Source organism: Burkholderia sp. BC1 (genome assembly GCF_052683555.1).
Genome location: NZ_JBQYLP010000007.1, coordinates 15,549 through 34,398, shown reverse-complemented (window position 1 = coordinate 34,398; position 18,850 = coordinate 15,549). Strand labels below are relative to the sequence as shown.

14 protein-coding genes are annotated in these 18,850 nt (G+C 70.3%); 4 read left to right on the top strand and 10 right to left on the bottom strand.

Translation table 11 applies throughout. The annotated features are described in order from the left end of the window. Positions 1-156: 156 nt before the first annotated feature. The 3 genes from ACSHSS_RS05255 to pdxR form a co-directional block, all read right to left on the bottom strand. Entirely contained in the window at positions 157-2,409 is a 2,253-nt protein-coding gene (locus ACSHSS_RS05255; RefSeq protein WP_445544648.1) for a trypsin-like peptidase domain-containing protein, read from the bottom strand. A 257-nt stretch (positions 2,410-2,666) separates the two neighbouring features. After that, entirely contained in the window at positions 2,667-4,433 is a 1,767-nt protein-coding gene (locus tag ACSHSS_RS05250; protein WP_048804689.1) for an ATP-binding protein, read from the bottom strand. 294 nt (positions 4,434-4,727) lie between these two features. Continuing rightward, positions 4,728-6,200, bottom strand: a complete 1,473-nt coding sequence (gene pdxR / locus ACSHSS_RS05245) for a MocR-like pyridoxine biosynthesis transcription factor PdxR (protein WP_445544647.1) — start codon at positions 6,198-6,200, stop codon at positions 4,728-4,730. 146 nt (positions 6,201-6,346) lie between these two features. Between pdxR and ACSHSS_RS05240 the strand changes: the two genes are divergently transcribed. Further along, the gene (locus ACSHSS_RS05240) at positions 6,347-7,546 is read left to right on the top strand and encodes a GNAT family N-acetyltransferase (protein WP_445544646.1); all 1,200 of its coding nucleotides are present in this window, start codon (positions 6,347-6,349) and stop codon (positions 7,544-7,546) included. Positions 7,547-7,602: 56 nt separating this feature from the next. Here ACSHSS_RS05240 and ACSHSS_RS05235 read toward each other — a convergent pair whose 3' ends face one another. Then, positions 7,603-8,022 (bottom strand): DUF3331 domain-containing protein, encoded by a 420-nt coding sequence (locus tag ACSHSS_RS05235; RefSeq protein ID WP_445544645.1) that lies wholly within the window; start codon positions 8,020-8,022, stop codon positions 7,603-7,605. A 40-nt stretch (positions 8,023-8,062) separates the two neighbouring features. Continuing rightward, on the bottom strand, positions 8,063-9,277 hold the full coding sequence (locus ACSHSS_RS05230) for an MFS transporter (protein ID WP_445544644.1): 1,215 nt from the start codon (positions 9,275-9,277) through the stop codon (positions 8,063-8,065). 582 nt (positions 9,278-9,859) lie between these two features. On the opposite strand from ACSHSS_RS05230, the gene ACSHSS_RS05225 reads away from it, so the two are divergent. The 3 genes from ACSHSS_RS05225 (at position 9,860) to ACSHSS_RS05215 (ending at position 12,760) form a co-directional block, all read left to right on the top strand. After that, a complete protein-coding gene (locus tag ACSHSS_RS05225; RefSeq protein ID WP_006409386.1) occupies positions 9,860-10,921 on the top strand; it encodes a 2,3-butanediol dehydrogenase in 1,062 nt (353 codons plus the stop codon). A gap of 205 nt (positions 10,922-11,126) precedes the next feature. Further along, positions 11,127-11,783: a VC0807 family protein gene (locus ACSHSS_RS05220; RefSeq protein WP_006415339.1), complete on the top strand. Its 657-nt coding sequence runs from the start codon at positions 11,127-11,129 to the stop codon at positions 11,781-11,783. Between the two features lie 110 nt (positions 11,784-11,893). Then, positions 11,894-12,760, top strand: coding sequence for a CPBP family glutamic-type intramembrane protease (locus tag ACSHSS_RS05215; protein WP_445544643.1), 867 nt, complete (start codon positions 11,894-11,896; stop codon positions 12,758-12,760). 37 nt (positions 12,761-12,797) lie between these two features. Here ACSHSS_RS05215 and ACSHSS_RS05210 read toward each other — a convergent pair whose 3' ends face one another. The 5 genes from ACSHSS_RS05210 to ACSHSS_RS05190 form a co-directional block, all read right to left on the bottom strand. Next, positions 12,798-13,778 carry an aldo/keto reductase gene (locus ACSHSS_RS05210; protein WP_012216916.1) on the bottom strand — a complete coding sequence of 327 codons (981 nt, stop codon included), beginning with the start codon at positions 13,776-13,778 and terminating at the stop codon, positions 12,798-12,800. A 143-nt stretch (positions 13,779-13,921) separates the two neighbouring features. Next, positions 13,922-14,593, bottom strand: coding sequence for a MarC family protein (locus ACSHSS_RS05205; RefSeq protein WP_043281580.1), 672 nt, complete (start codon positions 14,591-14,593; stop codon positions 13,922-13,924). A 162-nt stretch (positions 14,594-14,755) separates the two neighbouring features. Continuing rightward, the gene (locus ACSHSS_RS05200) at positions 14,756-15,556 is read right to left on the bottom strand and encodes an enoyl-CoA hydratase-related protein (RefSeq protein ID WP_217097196.1); all 801 of its coding nucleotides are present in this window, start codon (positions 15,554-15,556) and stop codon (positions 14,756-14,758) included. Positions 15,557-15,606: 50 nt separating this feature from the next. Beyond that, positions 15,607-16,929: a phenylacetate--CoA ligase PaaK gene (paaK, locus tag ACSHSS_RS05195; RefSeq protein ID WP_445544642.1), complete on the bottom strand. Its 1,323-nt coding sequence runs from the start codon at positions 16,927-16,929 to the stop codon at positions 15,607-15,609. A gap of 49 nt (positions 16,930-16,978) precedes the next feature. Next, positions 16,979-18,535, bottom strand: a complete 1,557-nt coding sequence (locus ACSHSS_RS05190; protein ID WP_445544641.1) for a 3-hydroxyacyl-CoA dehydrogenase — start codon at positions 18,533-18,535, stop codon at positions 16,979-16,981. Between the last annotated feature and the right edge of the window lie 315 nt (positions 18,536-18,850).

Below are 18,850 nucleotides of genomic sequence, written 5' to 3'. Positions count from 1 at the left end.
TCGAATCGGGAAGACGGGGATGTGGCGGACACAGAGCCGCGATCGGCGGGTGCGTGCGCGGGAAGCGGCAGTCGAACGGGTCGCGCAGGCCGGATCGGCGCTGCGCGACGCTGCGCGCGATGATGGTAGACAGGCGCGGCGGCCCCCGTCAACGCGCTATCGCACGCGCACCGACACGAACCTGCGTGCGTGGTTGCGCTGGATCAGCACCGCGATGACATCGCCGCCGTTCGCCTCGAGCGCCGGCACGTCGGCCGGCGATTCGAGCAGCGTGTCGTTCAGCTCCAGCACGACGTCGCCCGGCTCGATGCCCGCACGCGCCGCCGGGCCGCGCACCGCGTCCACCATCATGCCGACGGGCAAGCCGGTCGACCGCCGTTCGTCGTCGGTCAGCGGATGCATCGTCAGCCCGAGGCGGTCGCCGTGCTGCGGCGGCCGCGCGGCGGTACGCGTGACGGTCGCGGTCCCGACCGGCGCGGCGGCCGTGTGCATGGCCGGTGCCGCGCGCGTGGCGGTTGCCGCGGGAACGACGTCGTCGCCGTCCTCGCCCGCTGTACCGGCTGCGCGCAACGCGGGCGCGCCGGCGTCGGTCGCGCCCGAGCCGGCAGAGCCAAGGCCAGCCGCGCCTACGCCGGCCGCTCCTATGCCGGCCGCGCCTAAGCCGGCCGCGCCTGAACCGGCCACGCCGGCGGCGGCCGAGCGCGTCGTACTTGAGCTAGCGGCGCCTGCGCCAGCCGCGCGTGAGCCCGCTGCAATCGAGCGGCTCGTACTTGAGCCGGCTGAACCTGCCCCGGCCGCGCCCGAGCCGGCGGCGACCGGGCGGGTCGTACTCGAGCCCGCTGCGCCCGCCCCGGCTGCGACCGAGCGCGTCGTACCAGAGCTGGCGACGCCCGAGCCGGCCGCACCTGAGCCGGCCGCGCCTGAGCCGGCCGCGCCTGAGTGCGTCCCGCTTGAGCGGGCCGCACTTGAGCCGGCCCCCAGATCAGCCGCATTCGATCCAACGACGCGTGATCCGACCGTACCCGCGCCGGCGCCAGCCGCGCCGACCGCGCCTGAACCGGCCGCACGCAAATTGGTCGCAGCTGCCCCGGCCGCCCCCGCTCCGGCCGTGCGCGAGCCGGCCATACCCAAGCCATTCGCACCCACGCCCGCCGCCCCGCTCTCGTCCTCGCCACCGCTCGCACCGGCGACACCGCTCGTCCCATCGGCGCCGACCGCATTCGCGCCCGCGTCGCCGTTGACCGCGACCGTCAGCACGACCGGCGCGCGATTGCGAATCAGCCGCATCGGTGCCTGCTCGCCCGGCGCCAGCGTCGCCGCGAGGTCCTTCAGTTCGGCCGCGCCCGCGACCGGTCGATCGCCGAACTGCACGATTACGTCGCCCGCGCGCACGCCCGCCACCGCGGCCGGCGAACCGGCCTCGACGCCGTCGACGAGCGCACCCGACGCGCGCGGCAGCCCGAGCGCCGCGGCCAGCCCCGCGCCGACGTCCTGCACATCGAGGCCGAGCGCATTGGCGCCCGACCCGCGCGCCGCCTGCGCGGGCGGCTGCAGTTGGTCACGCAGCTTCGCGCCGAGCGCGATCGGAATCGCGAACGTGAGGCTCGCGTAGCGATCCGCGCCCGTATAGACCTGCATCGCGATACCGACCACGTTGCCCGCGCGATCGAACACCGGGCCGCCGGAGTTGTCGGGATTCACCGCGATGTCGGTCTGCAGGAACGGGAACGCGCTGCCGTCCGGGAGCCGCCGCGGCGTCGCGCTGACGATGCCGGCCGTGACCGTGTTGCCCGCGCCGTCCGGCGCGCCGATCGTCATCACGGGCTCGCCGGCACGCACGCGCGTCGCGTCGGCAATCGGCACGTAAGGCAGCCGTGCACCGTCGATCCGCAGCACCGCGACGTCGCTCTGCGGATCGTCCGCCACCACGGTCGCGTGGAATTCGCGGCCATTGGCGAGCCGGACCGTCGCATCGGTCGCGTCGCCGATCACGTGGGCGGACGTGAGGATCGCGCCATCGGGGCTGACGATGAAGCCCGAGCCGCTACCGGTGATCGCGCGCGGCGACGTATCGGGCGCCGGCGGTTGCGGGCCCTGCGCGCGCGGCGGCGCACCGCGTCGGAAGAATGCGGCGAGCGGATCGTCGGGATCGAGAATGGCGAACGTCGGCTCGCCGGTCTGCGGATCGAACGCGCTCGTGCGGATCGTGACGACCGCCGCGCCGTAGCGGTCGACGATCGCCGGAAAACCGTCCGATGCGACGTCGGACGCGGCGGGCGGCCCGCTGCCGTTGTCGAGAGGCAGTGCGACCGTCGCCGCGACGGCGGTCGGCGATGGCGAGGCAACGGCGAGCGCGAGCGCGCTCAGCGCGGCGTGAAGGACGGCGCGTGCAAGCGTCTGGCGAACCACGGTGCACCTCCCCCGGGGCAGTCGCGGCAACGCGCTGCGCGACACGCGCAGACACCCGACAAGCACCGGTACACGCCTTCATTTATACCTCACGCGCGTCGGTCGGGCAGCCGGACGCAACCCGTACGCCGGCACCCGCGTCGCGTCGCAAAACCGCAATGGCATTCGTTCCGGACAAAGTCGGCGGTTCGTCAATCCGAACATTCACCGCACACGGTGCACGACCACGACGCGAGGCGCAGATGACGCGCCAGCACTCATTCGGGCCACGCGGTCGCGCGGCGATCGAGCGCGTCGCGCACCGCACGCGCGAGATCGTCGAGCGCATAAGGCTTGCCGATCAGCGCGACGCCTTCGTCGAGCTTGCCGTCATGGAAGATGATGTCGCGCGTATAGCCGGACGCGAACAGCACGCCGGCGTGGTACGGCGGCGCGCTCGCGATCCGCGCGAGTTCGCTGCTGCGCACGGCGCCCGGCATCACGACGTCGGTAAACAGCAGATCGAAGCGCTGCCCGCTCTGGATCAGGCGCAGCGCCGCATCGCCGTCCTGCGCAGACAGCACCTTGTAGCCGAGCCGCGCGAGCATCTCGATCGCCGCGAGCCGCACGTCGCAATTGTCCTCGACGACGAGGATCGTCTCGCCGCCGCGCGTGGCCGGCGCGGTCGCGGGCTTCCCCGGTTCGCGCTCCGTATCGAGACAGCGCGGAAAGTAGAGATCGACGGTCGTACCCTCGCCTTCGGCGCTGCTGATATGGACGCAGCCGGCGCTCTGCGAGACGAACCCGTGCACCATGCTGAGCCCGAGACCGGTGCCCTGTCCTTCCGCCTTCGTCGTGAAAAACGGTTCGAACGCGCGCAGCTTCACGCGCTCGGGCATGCCGTGACCGTCGTCGGCGACCGACAGCCGCACGTAGTCGCCGGCCGGCACGCCGGCCTGCGCCGCGCGTCGGTCGCTCGACGCGTCGACGGCCGTCACGGCGATCCGGATCGTGCCGCGCTCGTCGATCGCGTCGCGCGCATTGATCACGAGATTCAGCAGCGCGCTTTCGAGTTCGTTCGGATCCGCATAGATGTGCCAGCCGGCGTACGCATCCTCGATCGACAGCTCGATCGACGCCGGCAACGTACGCCGCAGCATCTCGGCCGTCGCTTCGACGAGCCGCATCGGATTGAGCACGGTCGGCACGAGCGGCTGCCGGCGCGCGAACGCGAGCAGTTGCGACGCGAGCTTCGCGCCGCGCGACACCGCATTGCTCGCGACGGCGACGCGCCGTTCGAGCTCCGCGTTACCCTGCGTCATCAGCTGAATCAGCTGCAGGTTCGCCGCGATCACCTGCAGCACGTTGTTGAAGTCGTGCGCGACGCCGCCGGTCAGGCTGCCGATCGCCTCGAGCTTCTGCGCCTGCCGCAGTTGCGCTTCCATCGCGACGCGCGCCGCGACTTCTTCGGCGACCCGCTGCTCGAGCGTCTGCGTGAGCTGCATCAGCGCGTATTCGGCCTCGTGGCGCCGCGCCTCCGCAACGACCTTCGCAGTCGTCTCGAACACGATCGCGATGACGCCTGCCGGCTGCCCGTCGTCGTCGAATACGGGGCTGTAGCCGAGGTCCATCCAGACGTCCTCGGGGCGGCCCTGGCGGTACAGCACGAGCTGCTTGTCGCGATAGGTCAGCGTGCCGCCGGCGAGACAGGTGTCGACCACGTGCCGGTTGAACGACGCGACCTCCGGCCAGCCGACCTCGACCGGCTTGCCGAGCAGGAATGGATGGCGCCCGCCGGCAAACGACGCATAGGCGTCGTTGTAGAGCATCGTGCCTTCGCGGCCCCAGAGGATGACCAGCGGCGACGGCGACGCGAGCACGAGCCGCACCGCGGCGGCAAGGCTCGGCGGCCACGTCGAACGCGGCCCGAGCGGCGTGTCGCTCCAGTCGAACGTCGCGACACGACGCGCCATCTCGCCGCCACCCCACTCCGGACTGCCGCTCACCGACAGTGCAAACTCCGACTCGACAGAAATTTCGCTCATACGGTAACGCTCACGCGATCTGGAAACTTTTGCACGAACCAACGTCGATCCGTTGCCCGCCGGCCGCTTCGGCGGCCTGTCCCGCCTGCATCGGCGCAAGGGCTGCAGCGTGTAGCAAACGTCGTTCCCGCGACGCTTCCGTCGCTCGATCTTCGCCGTCCTCGATGCGGACGGGCCGCCGAACGGGACGGCCCGCGATTTTTTTGCCGAGTGTATACGCGGCGCGTCGAGCGTGTAACCGCATTGCCGGCGCTCCGGATGGGCGCACGCACCTCACCCCGCGCGCGCCGCGCGTCACGCGCCGCCGATCCGCTTCGCGATCGCGGACAGCGTGCGCAGCATCGGCGCGAACGCATCGGCCGACGTATTGCCGAAGCCGAGCACGAGCCCGTTGCGCGACGATTTTGCGTGCATCGAGAACGCGGACAGCGCAAACGGCCCGATGCCGTGCGCGCGCGCCGCGTCGACGATCGCGCGGTCGCGATAGCCTGCCGGCAGTTGCAGCGCGAGATGCAGCCCGCACGGCCCGCCTTCGACGCGATGTTCGATGCTGAGGCTGTCGTCGAGCGCCGCGAGCAGCGCGCGGCGCCGATCGCGATAAAGCCGGCGCATGCGGCCGAGATGCCGGCCGTATTCGCCGGTCTCGATGAAATCGGCGAGCGCGATCTGCACGTGACGCGTGCCGCCGCGCAGCATCTCCGGCAGCGCCGGCCGCACGGCGGCGAGCAATGCGTCGGGCAGCACGAGGAAGCCGATCCGCAATGCCGGAAACATCGTCTTGCTGAACGAGCCGAGATAGACGACCGGCGAATCGGCCGCGAGCCCGTGCATCGCGCCGATCGGCTCGCCGGTATGGCGGAACTCGCTGTCGTAGTCGTCCTCGACGATCCAGGCGCGATGCCGGCGCGCGGCGTCGATCAGCGCGAGCCGCCGCGAAATCGACAGCACCGCGCCGGTCGGGAACTGGTTCGACGGCGTCGTATAGACGACGCGCGGCGTCCGCTCGCGCCAGTCCGCCTCGGTCGCGCGCAGCCCTTCGGCATCGACCGGCATCGGCACGACGTCGAGGTTGGCCGCCTGCATCGCGGTGCGCGCGCCGCGATAGCCGGGATCCTCGACCCACACCGTATCGTCGGGATTCGTCAGCAGCTGCGCGCACAGCGCGATCGCGCCCTGCGCGCCTTCGGTGATCACGATCTGCTCGGGATCGCAGCGCACGCCGCGCGTCACCGCGAGATGGCGCGCGATCGACTCGCGCAGCGCGGGCTCGCCGAGCGGATCGCCGTAGGCGAGCAGGTCGCGGCCCGTGCGGCGCAGCGCGCGGTCGATCGCGTGCCGCCACGCGTCGATCGGGAAATGCGACAGCGCCGGCACGCCGGGCCGGAAGCCGTGCGTGTCGTCGCTGTCGCCGACGCTCGGCCGAATCCGCTCGAGGCGCTGCGCAACCGCGGACGGCGCCGTTCGCCGGCGCGGCGCCGCCGGCCGCGACAGCCCGACCACGCGCGTGCCGCGACGATCCGACTGCAGAAAACCCTCCGCGACGAGCTGCTCGTACACGGCCGCGGTCGTGTTGCGCGACACGCCGAGCAGATCGGCGAGCGCACGCGTGCCCGGCAAGCGCGTGCCGGCCGGCATCGCGCCGCCGAGAATCGCGCCGCGCACGCGCTGCAGCAGTTGCCGCTGCAACGAAGGCGCGCCCGGCGCACGGGACAGCGGCGCATCGAGCGGCACCGGCGGAGCGGAATCGAGAGGCGGAACGGTCGTCATCGGAGCGGGCGAAGGCAAGCGATCGGGCGCCACATGCGTGGCACCATAAATTCGGCGATGTCTGGCACTTCTCATGGTACCTCGACGCGACTACGATCGTCTGCACGCCGGCATGTCGCCGGCCGCCAACCGACGCGAGACCGACCTTGCCCACCCTGACGAACGCCTATCGACAGCCCATCGGCCAACCGCTTCCCGACTGGTCCGCGCGCCCGCGCCCGGAGCGCATCGTGCTCGAGGGACGCTACTGCCGTCTCGAACCGCTCGACGCCGACCGCCATGCGGCCGATCTGTACACCGCCTATGCGCAGGCGCCGGACGGCAGCGACTGGACCTATCTCGCACACGGCCCGTACGACGACGAAGCGAGCTACCGCGAGTACGCACGCGGCGCGGCGGCGAGCGCCGATCCGCTGCACTACACGGTGATCGACCGCGCGACGAACCGCGCGGTCGGCACGCTCGCGCTGATGCGCATCGATCCGGCGAACGGCGTGATCGAGGTCGGCTCGGTGACGTTTTCGCCGCTGCTCAAGCGCACGCCGGCGTCGACCGAAGCGCAGTACCTGTTGATGAAGTACGCGTTCGACACGCTCGGCTACCGGCGCTACGAATGGAAGTGCGACGACCTGAACGCACCGTCGCGCAAGGCGGCCGTCCGGCTCGGCTTCCGCTACGAAGGGACGTTCCGGCAGGCGATCGTCTACAAGGGCCGCAATCGCGACACCGCGTGGTATTCGATCGTCGACGGCGACTGGCCGGCCGTCGCGGCCGCGTTCGACGCCTGGCTGTCGCCGGACAATTGCGACGCGCATGGCAGCCAGCGCCAGTCGCTGAGCGCGATCCGCGCCGCGCAGGCGAACGCGCGCGTTGCCGCGGGCCGCGCGAACGAGGCGACGCGCGTCACGGTGCGGCCGCTCGTCGCCGCCGACGAAGCGGCATGGCGTCCGCTGTGGCAGGGTTATCAGGCGTTCTACGAGACCGCGCTCAGCGATGCGGTATTCGCGACCACGTGGGCGCGGCTGATGGATCCGGACGAGCCGATGTTCGTGCTCGGCGCGTTCGACGCGTCGGGCGCGCTGATCGGCATCGTGCATGCGATCTACCACCGGTCGTGCTGGACCGAAGCGCCGTATTGCTATCTGCAGGACCTGTTCACCGCACCCGACGCACGCGGACAAGGCGCCGGCGCCGCGCTGATCGAGGCCGTGTACGAACGCGCGCGCCGCGACGGCGCGAGCCGCGTGTACTGGCTCACGCACGAGACGAACACCACCGCACGCGCGCTGTACGACCGGCTCGCGAACAACGCGGGGTTCATCCAGTACCGCAAGGACCTGAAGTAATCGCGCAAAAGGACTGAAGCAACGCGATGGCCGCGCCGCAACGCGCGGCATTGCGTTCAGCCGAACGCGTCGGCCGGCTCGTCCGCGGGCGCGTTCGCGTCCACGCGTGCCGTGTCGCGCGGCACCGACGCCGGGCAGATCATCTCGTCGCCGTTCGCCGGCACCGGGCGGCGCACCGGCCGGAACACCGGCTCGCCCGGCGCGATCGGTCGCCCCGAGATCGCGCAACGGCCCGGCTGCACCGCGGTTCGCAGCCGCCAGCGCTGCTCGCCGTAATGACAGCGGCCGCTCTCGACCCAGCGCACGAGCAGGCTGTCGTCGTCCGCTTCGAGCACCGCGACGAACAGTTGCGCGCGCAACGGAGAGGCGATCGCGCCCGCGTGCTCGCCGGCGTCCGCGTGCGGCGACAAGACGGGCGGCGCGGCGGCGGCATCCGGCGCCGCTGCGCGGATCGGTCGTTCGATGCGGTTCGACATGCTTGATGCAACTCCGTGAAAGCGTGAATCGGATCGACGCTCAGCGCCGTGCGGCCGGTTCGCGCAACAATGACAGGCCGAGCGCCGCACCGACGAAGGCGGCGGCGATCATCAGCGCGATCCCGCCCGACCAGCCGAGCGCGCCGACGATCGTGCCGATCGCGAGCGGCCCGATCACCTGGCCGAGATAGTTGCCCTGCACGACCCATCCGATGCCGAGCGGCGCAAGCGACGGCGACGGCACGGACATCGGCGCGCACGCGAGAATCGTCGCGGGCAGCAAACCGGCGATCGCGGAAAACGCGAAGCCAAGCGCGACCGCGACCGGCGCGGGCGTTGCCGCCGCGAACAGTCCGGCGCCGGCCGCGCCGATCGCCACCGACGTCGCGGCCATCACGATGCCCGGACGCGCGCCGCGCGCGAGAAGCCAGCCGGCCGTGAGATTGCCGATCACGCACGATGCGACGATCGCGGCCGCGATCAGTCCCGCCGCACCGACCGATACGCCGAGACGCTGCATCAGGAACACCGGCAAGAACGTCATCGCCGCGAAGAACTGCACGTTGTATGTCGCGAAGGCGAGCGCGAGCAGCGTCGTCGCGCGCGATGCGACCACGTCGCGCAGCGCGGCGCCGACGCGCGGCGCGTTCGCATGCGCGCCGTCCGGCGCGTCGGCGGACGTCGTCATCGGCAGCGCGGCAGCCGCGGCGAACGTCAGCACCGCGGCGCCGACCCAGCCGCTGCGCCAGCCGCCGAGCAGCGGGCCGACCACCATCGACAGTGCGATGCCGGCCGGCATGAACGTGCTCCACAGGCCGAACACGACCGTGCGCGACGCGGGCGGCGTCACGCGGTTCAGCACGGCCGGCGCCGCGACGACGACGATCACGAAGCCGACGCCTTCGGCGACGCGCGTGGCGAGCAGCACCGCGAAGCTGTCCGCGGCCGCGCCGGCGACGCTGGCGACGCCGAGCGCGACGAGTCCCGCGATCAGCAGCCGGCGATCGCCCCAGCGCCGCACGAGCAGCCCGGCCGCGATCCCGCCGAATACGCCGACGAACGGAAAGACCGACATGATGGCGCTCAGCGACGCGAGCGAGCCGCCGAACTGTTGCTGGAGCGACGGCAGCGCGATCGTCGCCTTGCCGACGTGCAGCGCCGACACGATGCTCGCGAGCACGACGTTGACGACGGCCGCGCGATAGCCGCGCGACGGCGAGGCCGCGGCCGGCGCCGTGACAGACGATTCGGTCATCTGCGATCTCCGTGGTGGGCGGTCGCGCGCATCGGCGTATCCGTTGCGGGCGCGAGCGAACCGGCGCCCATCATACAAATTGAAGTTCACTTCAAGTAAAGGGGTGCGGCGCGCAACGATGCGTTTCGCGGATCGAGGGAATCGGCGTAATCGGTGCAATCACCGCGTATTGCTGCGATGCAGGCCACGCGTACGCGTCCTGCGCGACGAAGAATGCGCAATCGACCGCGCGCTCTCGGCGACGGCACGCCACAGTCGAAGCCCGTCCGTCTCGCAAACCGTCTCAATCGGCTGAGACGAACGTCCCAGCGTCTCACCTGCAGCCCGATGCGCACATGCAGCACCGCGCGTCGGCGCGCTCGCATGACGCCTTGGCCGGCGCGGCTGCGCACGATGGTGCGCCGCCCATCGCCTGCCCCGCGCGGCGCCCGCACGCCGGCGACCACACGCTGGCCCCGTTCCTGCATGCGCTGCGTCCCGCGATCGCACAGCGCGCCGCGGTGCCGCGCATCGCGGCACGACGACAGACAAACCCACGGAGACGACAACATGAGTACAGCCGCATCGAGTTCCGCCCGCAGCATGAAGGCCGCCGTGTGGCGCGGCCGCCGCGACATCCGAGTCGAAGAGGTTCCCGTACCGGAGCGGCCGCCGGCCGGCTGGGTGAAGATCCGCGTGCACTGGTGCGGCATCTGCGGCTCGGACCTGCACGAATACGTCGCCGGCCCCGTATTCATTCCGGTCGACGCGCCGCACCCGCTGACGGGCCTCAAAGGCCAGTGCATCCTCGGTCACGAGTTCAGCGGCGAGATCGCCGAGCTCGGCGACGGTGTGACGGGCTTCGCGATCGGCGACCGCGTGACGGCCGACGCCTGCCAGCATTGCGGCACCTGCTGGTACTGCACGCACGGGCTCTACAACATCTGCGAAAACCTCGCGTTCACCGGACTGATGAACAACGGCGCGTTCGCGGAATACGTCAACGTGCCGGCCGAACTGCTGTACCGGCTGCCCGACGGCTTCCCGACCGAAGCCGGCGCGCTGATCGAGCCGCTCGCGGTCGGGCTGCACGCGGTGAAGAAGGCCGGCAGCATCGTCGGGCAGACCGTCGTCGTGGTCGGCGCGGGCACGATCGGGCTGTGCACGATCATGTGCGCGAAGGCCGCCGGCGCGGGCCGCGTGATCGCGCTCGAGATGTCCGACGCGCGCAAGGCGAAGGCGCTCGAAGTCGGCGCGAGCGTCGTCATCGATCCGAAGACGTCGGACGCGATCGCCGAGGTGAAGGCGCTGACGGGCGGCTACGGCGCCGACGTGTCGTTCGAATGCATCGGCCACACGACGACGGCGAAGCTCGCGATCGACGTGATCCGCAAGGCCGGCAAGTCGGTGATGGTCGGGATCTTCGAAGAGCCGGCGCCGTTCAACTTCTTCGACATCGTGTCGACCGAGAAGGAAGTGATCGGCTCGCTGGCGTACAACGGCGAGTTCGCGGACGTGATCCGCTTCATCGCGGACGGCCGGATCGACGTGCAGCCGCTGATCACCGGCCGCATCGCGCTCGGCGACATCGTCGCGCGCGGCTTCGAGGAGCTCGTCCATCACAAGGACCGCAACGTGAAGATCATCGTGCAGCCGGCGACCTAGCCGGCACTGTGCGCTCGACGCGCTCGGCACCGCCGCGCGATGCCGGCTGCCTCCGCACGGCACGGCCACGCACGGCCGCACGCGGCATCAGGCGATTCTTCGATATACTGGACCGCACAACTTTCGCGCATGCCCGTCCGGCGGGCGTCTTTGCCCGCCCGACCTCCGCATGCGCGTCCTGTCCACACACACGCGAGAGTCGCCCGTGAAACCGCGAGCCGGCCTGATCCTCGAATTCGTCGTGAACCTGCTGCTGCCGTGGGTGGCCTACCGCGTCGCGCATCCGTATTTCGGCGAAACCGGCGCGTTGTACGCATCGGCGGTGCCGCCCGTCGTCTGGTCGATTGTCGAGTTCGTGCGATCGCGGCGCGTCGATGCCGTGTCGCTCGTCGTGCTGTTCGGCATCGCGCTGTCGATCGTCGGGATGGCGCTCGGCGGCAGCGCGCGCACGCTGCTGATGCGCGAATCGCTCGCGTCCGGCGCGATCGGCGTGGTGTTCCTGCTCTCGCTGTTCCGCGAACGGCCGCTGATCTTCTATCTGGCCCGCGCGACCGTCGCACGCGAGATGGCCGGCGGCGCGGCGCGCTTCGAGGCCGTCTGGGCCGAGCAAGCCGGGCTGCGGCAGATGCTTCGGCTGATGACGTTCGTCTGGGGCATCGGGATGACGCTCGAGATGCTGCTGCGCTGCTGGATGGTCGCGACGTGGCCGGTCGAGCGCGTGCTCGTCGTGTCGCCGATCATCGGCTACTCGGTGTTCGGCGGGCTGCTCGCCTGGACGTTCTGGTACCGGCGCCGCATGCGCGCACGCAACAGCGTCGACATCCCGACCCGCGAAGGGCTCACCGAAACCGCCGGCCCCTGAAAAGCGCGGCCGGTTCCCGTGCGGCGCGGCGTCGCCGCTGCGCACGGCCGCCGGTCCGTATCGCTGCGGTATGATGCGCGCTGTCTTGTCTGACGAATCCGCCGCGCCGCATGCCCGCCTTCTCTTTCCCGTTCGTCGCGACGTGGTTCGCGCTGTTCGCGTCCGCCGCGCTCGCGTGGCATCGTCCGCTGCACCGCGCGAGCCTCGTGCTGGCCGTGCTCGGCTATGCGGGCGCGCTCGCGCTCGGCGAGCTCGCGCCGATCGCGCTGCTGCCGCTCGCCCTGCTGGCCGCGATTGCGTGGGGTGTCACGCCGGGCCGTCCGCCGACGCTGCGCATCGTCGCGCACATCGTCTTCGTCGCGCTGGCGATCGCGCTGAGCCTGCATCTGCTGCCGGGTTTTCATAATCCGCGCGTGATCGGCCCCGTGCGCTTCACGCCCGATGCCGTGCCGTTCACGATGTACCTGAATCTCGACAAGCCGCTCGTCGGACTCTGGCTGATGTGGGTGCTGCCGTGGGTCGCGCCGCCCGTGCCGCTGGCACGCGCCGTGCGCGTCGGTGCCGCGGCCGCCGTCGCGACGGCCGGCGCCTGTCTCGCGGGCGCACTCGCGTTCGGGCTCGTCGGCTGGGCGCCGAAATGGCCGCCGGCCGGCTGGCTGTGGCTCGCGAATAACGTGCTGCTCGTCACGCTCGCCGAAGAGGCGCTGTTTCGCGGCTATCTGCAAGGCGGGCTCGAACGCGTGCTGCGCCGGTTCTCGTGGGGCGCACCCGCCGCACTCGCGATCGCCGCGCTGGCGTTCGGCGCCGCGCACGCGGCCGGCGGCTGGCCGTGGATCGTGCTCGGCACCGTCGCGGGCATCGGCTACGGCATCGCCTGGCGGCGCGGCGGGCTGTTCGCCGCCGCGCTTGCGCACGTCGGGTTGAACGTCGTGCACTTCGCGCTGTTCACGTATCCGATGCTCGCCGCCACGCGCTGACGGCAAGCGGCGCCGCGCGCGATGCGCGACGGCGCCGTCAGTTGAACCCGGCGACCGCGTGCGGCACGTACGGACGTTCGAGCGTCGCGATCTCGTCGTCGGTCAGCTTGAGGTCGAGCGCGGCGAGCGCGTCGTCGAGCTGAGGCAGCTTCGAGATGCCGACGATCGGCGCCGTGACGCCGCGCTTTTGCGCCACCCAGGCGAGCGCGACCTGCGCGCGCGGCACGTTGCGTGCGGCCGCGATCGCGGCGACTGCATCGACGATCGCGCGATCCGCGTCGGCCGTCGCATCGTACAGCCGCTGGCCGACCGCATCGCTCTGCTGCCGCTCGGACGATTCGTCCCAGTTGCGCGTGAGGCGCCCGCGCGCGAGCGGGCTCCACGGAATCACGGCGATCCCTTCGGCTTCGCAGAGCGGCAGCATTTCGCGCTCCTCCTCGCGGTACAGCAGGTTCAGGTGATTCTGCATGCTGACGAAGCGCGTCCAGCCGTGCTGACGCGAGGTGTACAGCGCCTTCGCGAACTGCCACGCGTACATCGACGACGCGCCGATATAGCGCGCCTTGCCCGCCTTCACGACGTCGTGCAGCGCCTCGAGCGTCTCCTCGATCGGCGTGCTGTCGTCCCAGCGGTGGATCTGGTACAGGTCGACGTAATCGGTGCCGAGCCGCTTCAGGCTCTGGTCGATGTCGGTCATGATCGCCTTGCGCGACAGCCCCGCGCCGTTCGGGCCCGGCCGCATCCGGTAGAACACCTTCGTCGCGATCACGACCTCGTCGCGTTTCGCGAAGTCGCGCAGCGCGCGACCGACGATCTCTTCGGACGTGCCGTCCGAGTACATGTTCGCGGTATCGAAGAAGTTGATGCCGGCTTCGATCGCGCGGCGAATGATCGGGCGGCTTTCCGCTTCCGGCAGCGTCCACGGATGCGTGCCGCGCGATGGTTCGCCGAACGTCATGCAGCCGAGCACCAGCTTCGACACCTCCAGTCCTGTGGATCCGAATTTCACGTATTCCATCGTCTGCCTCGCCAGTCGGGTTGAGCTTGCGGCCGACGCGCGCGGAAATACGACGAAGCGTACGCACGCGCAGCGGTCAAAACGTCGCATGTTATACCGGCCCGCGCGCGCCTGCAGGCGTGCGGATCGGTGCGGAGGCTGCGTCAGCGGATCTGGTCGGCGATCGGCCGCAGGAATTCGGAGAAGCCGGTCAGCATGATCTGCACGCCGACGCACAGCAGCAGGAACGCGGACACGCGCATCGCGACCTTCGTCCCTTCAGTGCCGAGATAGCGCGCGAGCAGCGCGGCACGGCTGTACGTGAGCCAGATCACGACACCGATCAGTGCCGACACCGCGATCGACACGATGCTCGACAGCATGAATTCGGAGAGCTTGTGCGTGCGGTTCGCGTTCAGCGCGATCGCGGTCGCGATGGAGCCGGGGCCGACGGTCAGCGGCACGGTCAGCGGGAAGAACGCGCGCGTCATGATCGCGTTCGCATCGATCGGCTTGACGGGCGTATCGCCGCCGCCCGGCACGTCCGGTTCGTTCAGCATCTGCCAGCCCGACACCGCGACCGCGAAGCCGCCGCCGATGCGCAGCGCCTCCATCGAGATCCCGAAGAAATGCAGCACCGGCGTGCCGACGAAGAACGCGACCATCAGCACGATGAACGCGTTGAACGCGACCTTCTTCGCGAGCAGATGCCGCTCGTGCTCGGTCAGCGTTTCGGTGCGTTCGAGAAACAGGAAGGCGATGCCGATCGGATTGATGATCCCCATCAGGCCGGTGAAACCGAACAGGATCTCGGAGATAAGGCGGTGAACGATCATCGGCGCGAACAAACGGTCAGGGCTGGGCCGGCGGCGTGCCGGGGGTCACGCATTGTAGAGCAAGCGCCTGGCGCCGCGCGCAAATCGCCCACGCGTTGCGCAACGCGCCGCTCGCGCGCGCATCCCGCGAGCGAGGCGAGAACACGATGCGCGGCCCCGCCTCTATTCCGCAGCCGGCTCCCACGCAGGCGGACGCTTCGCGAAGAACGCGGCGAAACCCTCCTTCGCTTCGTCGGTCGCGCGCACGCGCGAGATCGTCTGCGCCGTGAACGCCGCACGCGCGTCCGACGGCGGATACTCGCCGATCGCATCGAAGAAGCGCTTGATCTCCATCAGCGCGTTCGGGCCGTTGCGGCCGAGTTCGGCGAGCGTCTTGTCGAGCGCGTCGTCGAGTGCATCGAGCGGGACGGCCTGATGGATGAGCCCGATCGCGACCGCGTCGTGCGCGCTCAGCTGCGTCGCCGTCAGCGCGAGCCGGCGCGCCTGACGCTGGCCCACTGCCTCGACGAGATACGGCCCGATCACGGCCGGCAGAATCCCGAAGCGCGCCTCGCTGACCGCGAACCGCGCATGCTCGCTCGCGATCACGATGTCGCAGGCCGCGCAGAGGCCGACGCCGCCGCCGAACGCGTGGCCCTGCACACGTGCGACGGTCGGCTTCGGACACTGCCGGATCGCGCGCATCATCGCAGCGAACCGCTCCGCGTCGCGCAGATTCGCGGCCGCGTCGTTCGCGCTCGCACGCTGCATCCACTGCAGGTCCGCGCCGGCGCAGAACGCGCGGCCGTCCGAGCGCAGCACGATCGCACGCACGTCGTCGCGCGCGCCGAGCGCGGTAAACGCGTCGGTCAGCTCGGCGATCATCGTCTCGTCGAATGCGTTCAGCACGTCGCCGCGCTGCAATGCGACGGTCGCGATACCGCGCGCATCGACCGTCACGGCCAGAGTCTTCAATCCATCCATCGAACAGGTTTCCTCGCTAAAAGACAGCAGCGCCGACCACGGCGCCGGGATTACGCGGCGATCCGCCGGTCGACCACGCGGCGCGCCTTGCCGGTCGCGCTCGCCGGAATGCCGCCCGCGGCCAGCACGGTCACGCCGGCCGACACGCCGATCATCGTCTTGATCCGATGCTGCAGCGCGCGTGCGATCTCGGCGTGGTCGCCGTCGGTCACGCTCGCGGTCGCTTCGGAGCGCAGCTCGACCGCGAGGTCGAGCCGGTCCATGTGCCCGTCGCGCGACAGCGTGATCTGGAATTGGCCGGACAGCTTCGGCTGCGCGACGACGAGCTCCTCGATCTGGCTCGGGAACACGTTCACGCCGCGCACGATCAGCATGTCGTCGGAGCGGCCGGTGATCTTCGCGAGACGACGCATCGCGCGCGCGGTCGGCGGCAGCAACGCGGCGAGGTCGCGCGTGCGGTAGCGGATCACCGGCATCGCCTCCTTCGTCAGCGACGTGAACACGAGTTCGCCCTCGCTGCCGTCCGGCAGCACCTCGCCCGTCACCGGATCGATGATCTCCGGATAGAAGTGGTCTTCCCAGATCACCGGGCCGTCCTTCGTCTCCGCGCATTCGCACGCGACGCCCGGGCCCATCACTTCGGACAGCCCGTAGATGTCGAGCGCATCGATGCCCGCACGCGTCTCCACTTCTTCGCGCAGCGCCTGCGTCCACGGCTCGGCGCCGAAGATGCCGATCTTCAGCGACGACTGCGCCGGGTCCATTCCCTGCCGCACCATCTCGTCGATCAGGTTCAGCATGTACGACGGCGTGACGAGGATGATCTTCGGCTCGAAGTCGCGGATCAGCTGTACCTGCTTCTCGGTCTGGCCGCCCGACATCGGCACGACCATGCAGCCGAGCCGTTCCGCGCCGTAGTGGATCCCGAGCCCGCCGGTGAAGAGCCCGTAGCCGAACGCGTTGTGCAGCGTGTCGCCGGGCCGGCCGCCCGCCGCGCGGATCGACCGCGCAGTGACGTTCGCCCACGTGTCGATGTCGCGCGCCGTGTAGCCGACCACGGTCGGCTTGCCGGTCGTGCCGCTCGACGCGTGCACGCGCACGACCTGCTCGCGCGGCACCGCGAACAGCCCGAACGGATAGTTGTCGCGCAGGTCGTGCTTCGTCGAGAACGGAAACTTCGCGAGATCGGCAAGCGTTTTCAGATCGTCCGGATGCACGCCCGCCGCGTCGAACGTGCGGCGATAGTGCGCGACGTTGTCATACGCATGACGAAGCGACCATTTGAGGCGCTCGAGCTGCAGCGCCTGCAGTTCGTCGCGACTGGCGGTCTCGATCGGCTCGAGCGCGGCGGCGGGGTGCGTCGGGTAAGTCATCGGGGTGCTCCTCCAAGGGAATATGTCGTTGTCGTGATCGGGATCGCGGCTACGCGCGCAACGACCGGCCGGCCGCGTGCCGCGCGGCGATGCGCGGCGAGACGCGATAGCGGTCCTCGCCGTAGCTCGCGGCGAGGTTCGACAGCACGCGGTACACGCGGCCGACGCCGATCGCATCGGCCCACGCGAGCGGGCCGCACGGGTAGTTGACGCCCTTCTCCATCGCGAGATCGAGATCGGCGGGCGAGCAAACGCCCTGGTTCACGGCGTCGGCCGCCTCGTTCGCGAGCATCGCGACCGTGCGCATCGCGATCATCCCCGGCACGTCGCCGAGGCCGATCACGCGGAAACCGGCCTGCTGGAACACACCGACCGCGTCCGCATAGGCGGCGTCGCTGCATTGCAGCGCGCGCGCGAGCGCGACGACGCCGGCCTGCGTGTAATCGCGCGCGAGATCGACGAGCACGAGATCGGTCATGCCGGTTTGCGCGGCACGCTCGGTCGCGGTGCGGCCGTCCGTCAGCGCGATCGACGCGCGGCCGGCCGTCGCGATCAGCTCGTGCGGATGCGCATCCTGCACGCGCGCGCCCGCGATGCGCTCGGCCAGGCGCGCATGCAGCGCGGCGGCCGGGCCGTCGACGGCGAACAGCACGACGTCGGCCGGCGCATCGCGCGGCGGTTCGACATCGGCGACGGGCGGCGCGGCGCCGTCCGCGTAGGAATAGAAGCCGCGCCCCGACTTGCGGCCGAGGAAGCCCGCGTTCACGAGCTCCTGCTGAATCAGCGACGGTGTGTAGCGCGGATCGTTAAAGTACGCGCGGAACACCGATTCGGTCACCGCGAAGTTCACGTCGTGGCCGATCAGGTCCATCAGTTCGAACGGCCCCATCCGGAAGCCGCCGGCGTCGCGCAGCACCGCGTCGATCGACGCGGGCGTGCCGCCCTGTTCGTTCAGCACGCGCAGCGCCTCCGCGTAGTACGGCCGCGCGACGCGATTGACGATGAAGCCGGGCGTCGACTTCGCCATCACGGGCTTCTTGCCCCACGCGGCCGCGGTCGCGTAGAGCGCCTGCGCGACCTCGGGCGCGGTCGCGAGCCCGCTGACGACCTCGACGAGCGCCATCAACGGCGCCGGGTTGAAGAAATGCAGGCCGGCGACGCGCTGCGGCGCGCGCAGCCCGGCCGCAATCGACGTGATCGAGATCGACGACGTGTTGGTCGCGAGCAGACACGCATCGTCGACATGACGTTCGAGCGTTGCGAAAATCTCGCGCTTCACGTCGAGCCGCTCCGCAGCCGCCTCGACGATCAGCGCCGCGGGCGCGAAATCGGCGAGCGCGCGCACGGCGCGGAGGCGGCTGCCGGCGGCGTCGGCCTCGGCCGGCTCGAGCCGCCCTTTCTCCGCGAGCCGCGCGAACTGCGCGCGAATGCCGGCCAGCGCCTTGTCGCAGGCGGTTTCGTTCAGGTCGTACAGCAAGACCGTGTGGCCGGCCGCGGCCGCGACCTGCGCGATACCCGCGCCCATCGCGCCGGCGCCGATCACGCCGACGACAGCCGACAGCGGCAACGCGCCGGGGTTCGTCGAATGTGCAGAAGAAACAGCCATCGCTTGCGATCCGTCATCAAGTGGAAGTGCGAGCGATTATAAACCGACCGGTCGGTAGATTTATGTCAGGGCGAGCCCGAATTTATCGGGCAACAGAGCGTTACGGAATCTGCAACGACACAAAATCGACATGCCCGGGCACTTTTTTCGAGCAGAAAGGTCAATGTAAGCGTTCGAAAACGAGATACCGGCCCCGGAACGCCTGATAAGATTCGACGAATCGTCGGCTTTCGGGGGAAAACCGCGTGTCGAGCCGTCATCGGCGCCCGGCGTCGGTCATGCGGGGCCGGAACGGCACTGCGATCGACGCGCCGG

What these genes read in the sequence shown, in the direction of transcription:
- ACSHSS_RS05200 (WP_217097196.1), bottom strand. Translation starts at nt 15,556, where the DNA reads ATGGATGGATTGAAGACTCTGGCCGTGACGGTCGATGCGCGCGGTATC.
- ACSHSS_RS05230 (WP_445544644.1), bottom strand. Translation starts at nt 9,277, where the DNA reads ATGACCGAATCGTCTGTCACGGCGCCGGCCGCGGCCTCGCCGTCGCGC.
- ACSHSS_RS05210 (WP_012216916.1), bottom strand. Translation starts at nt 13,778, where the DNA reads ATGGAATACGTGAAATTCGGATCCACAGGACTGGAGGTGTCGAAGCTG.
- ACSHSS_RS05215 (WP_445544643.1), top strand. Translation starts at nt 11,894, where the DNA reads ATGCCCGCCTTCTCTTTCCCGTTCGTCGCGACGTGGTTCGCGCTGTTC.
- ACSHSS_RS05190 (WP_445544641.1), bottom strand. Translation starts at nt 18,535, where the DNA reads ATGGCTGTTTCTTCTGCACATTCGACGAACCCCGGCGCGTTGCCGCTG.
- ACSHSS_RS05225 (WP_006409386.1), top strand. Translation starts at nt 9,860, where the DNA reads ATGAAGGCCGCCGTGTGGCGCGGCCGCCGCGACATCCGAGTCGAAGAG.
- paaK (WP_445544642.1), bottom strand. Translation starts at nt 16,929, where the DNA reads ATGACTTACCCGACGCACCCCGCCGCCGCGCTCGAGCCGATCGAGACC.
- pdxR (WP_445544647.1), bottom strand. Translation starts at nt 6,200, where the DNA reads ATGACGACCGTTCCGCCTCTCGATTCCGCTCCGCCGGTGCCGCTCGAT.
- ACSHSS_RS05235 (WP_445544645.1), bottom strand. Translation starts at nt 8,022, where the DNA reads ATGTCGAACCGCATCGAACGACCGATCCGCGCAGCGGCGCCGGATGCC.
- ACSHSS_RS05205 (WP_043281580.1), bottom strand. Translation starts at nt 14,593, where the DNA reads ATGATCGTTCACCGCCTTATCTCCGAGATCCTGTTCGGTTTCACCGGC.
- ACSHSS_RS05250 (WP_048804689.1), bottom strand. Translation starts at nt 4,433, where the DNA reads ATGAGCGAAATTTCTGTCGAGTCGGAGTTTGCACTGTCGGTGAGCGGC.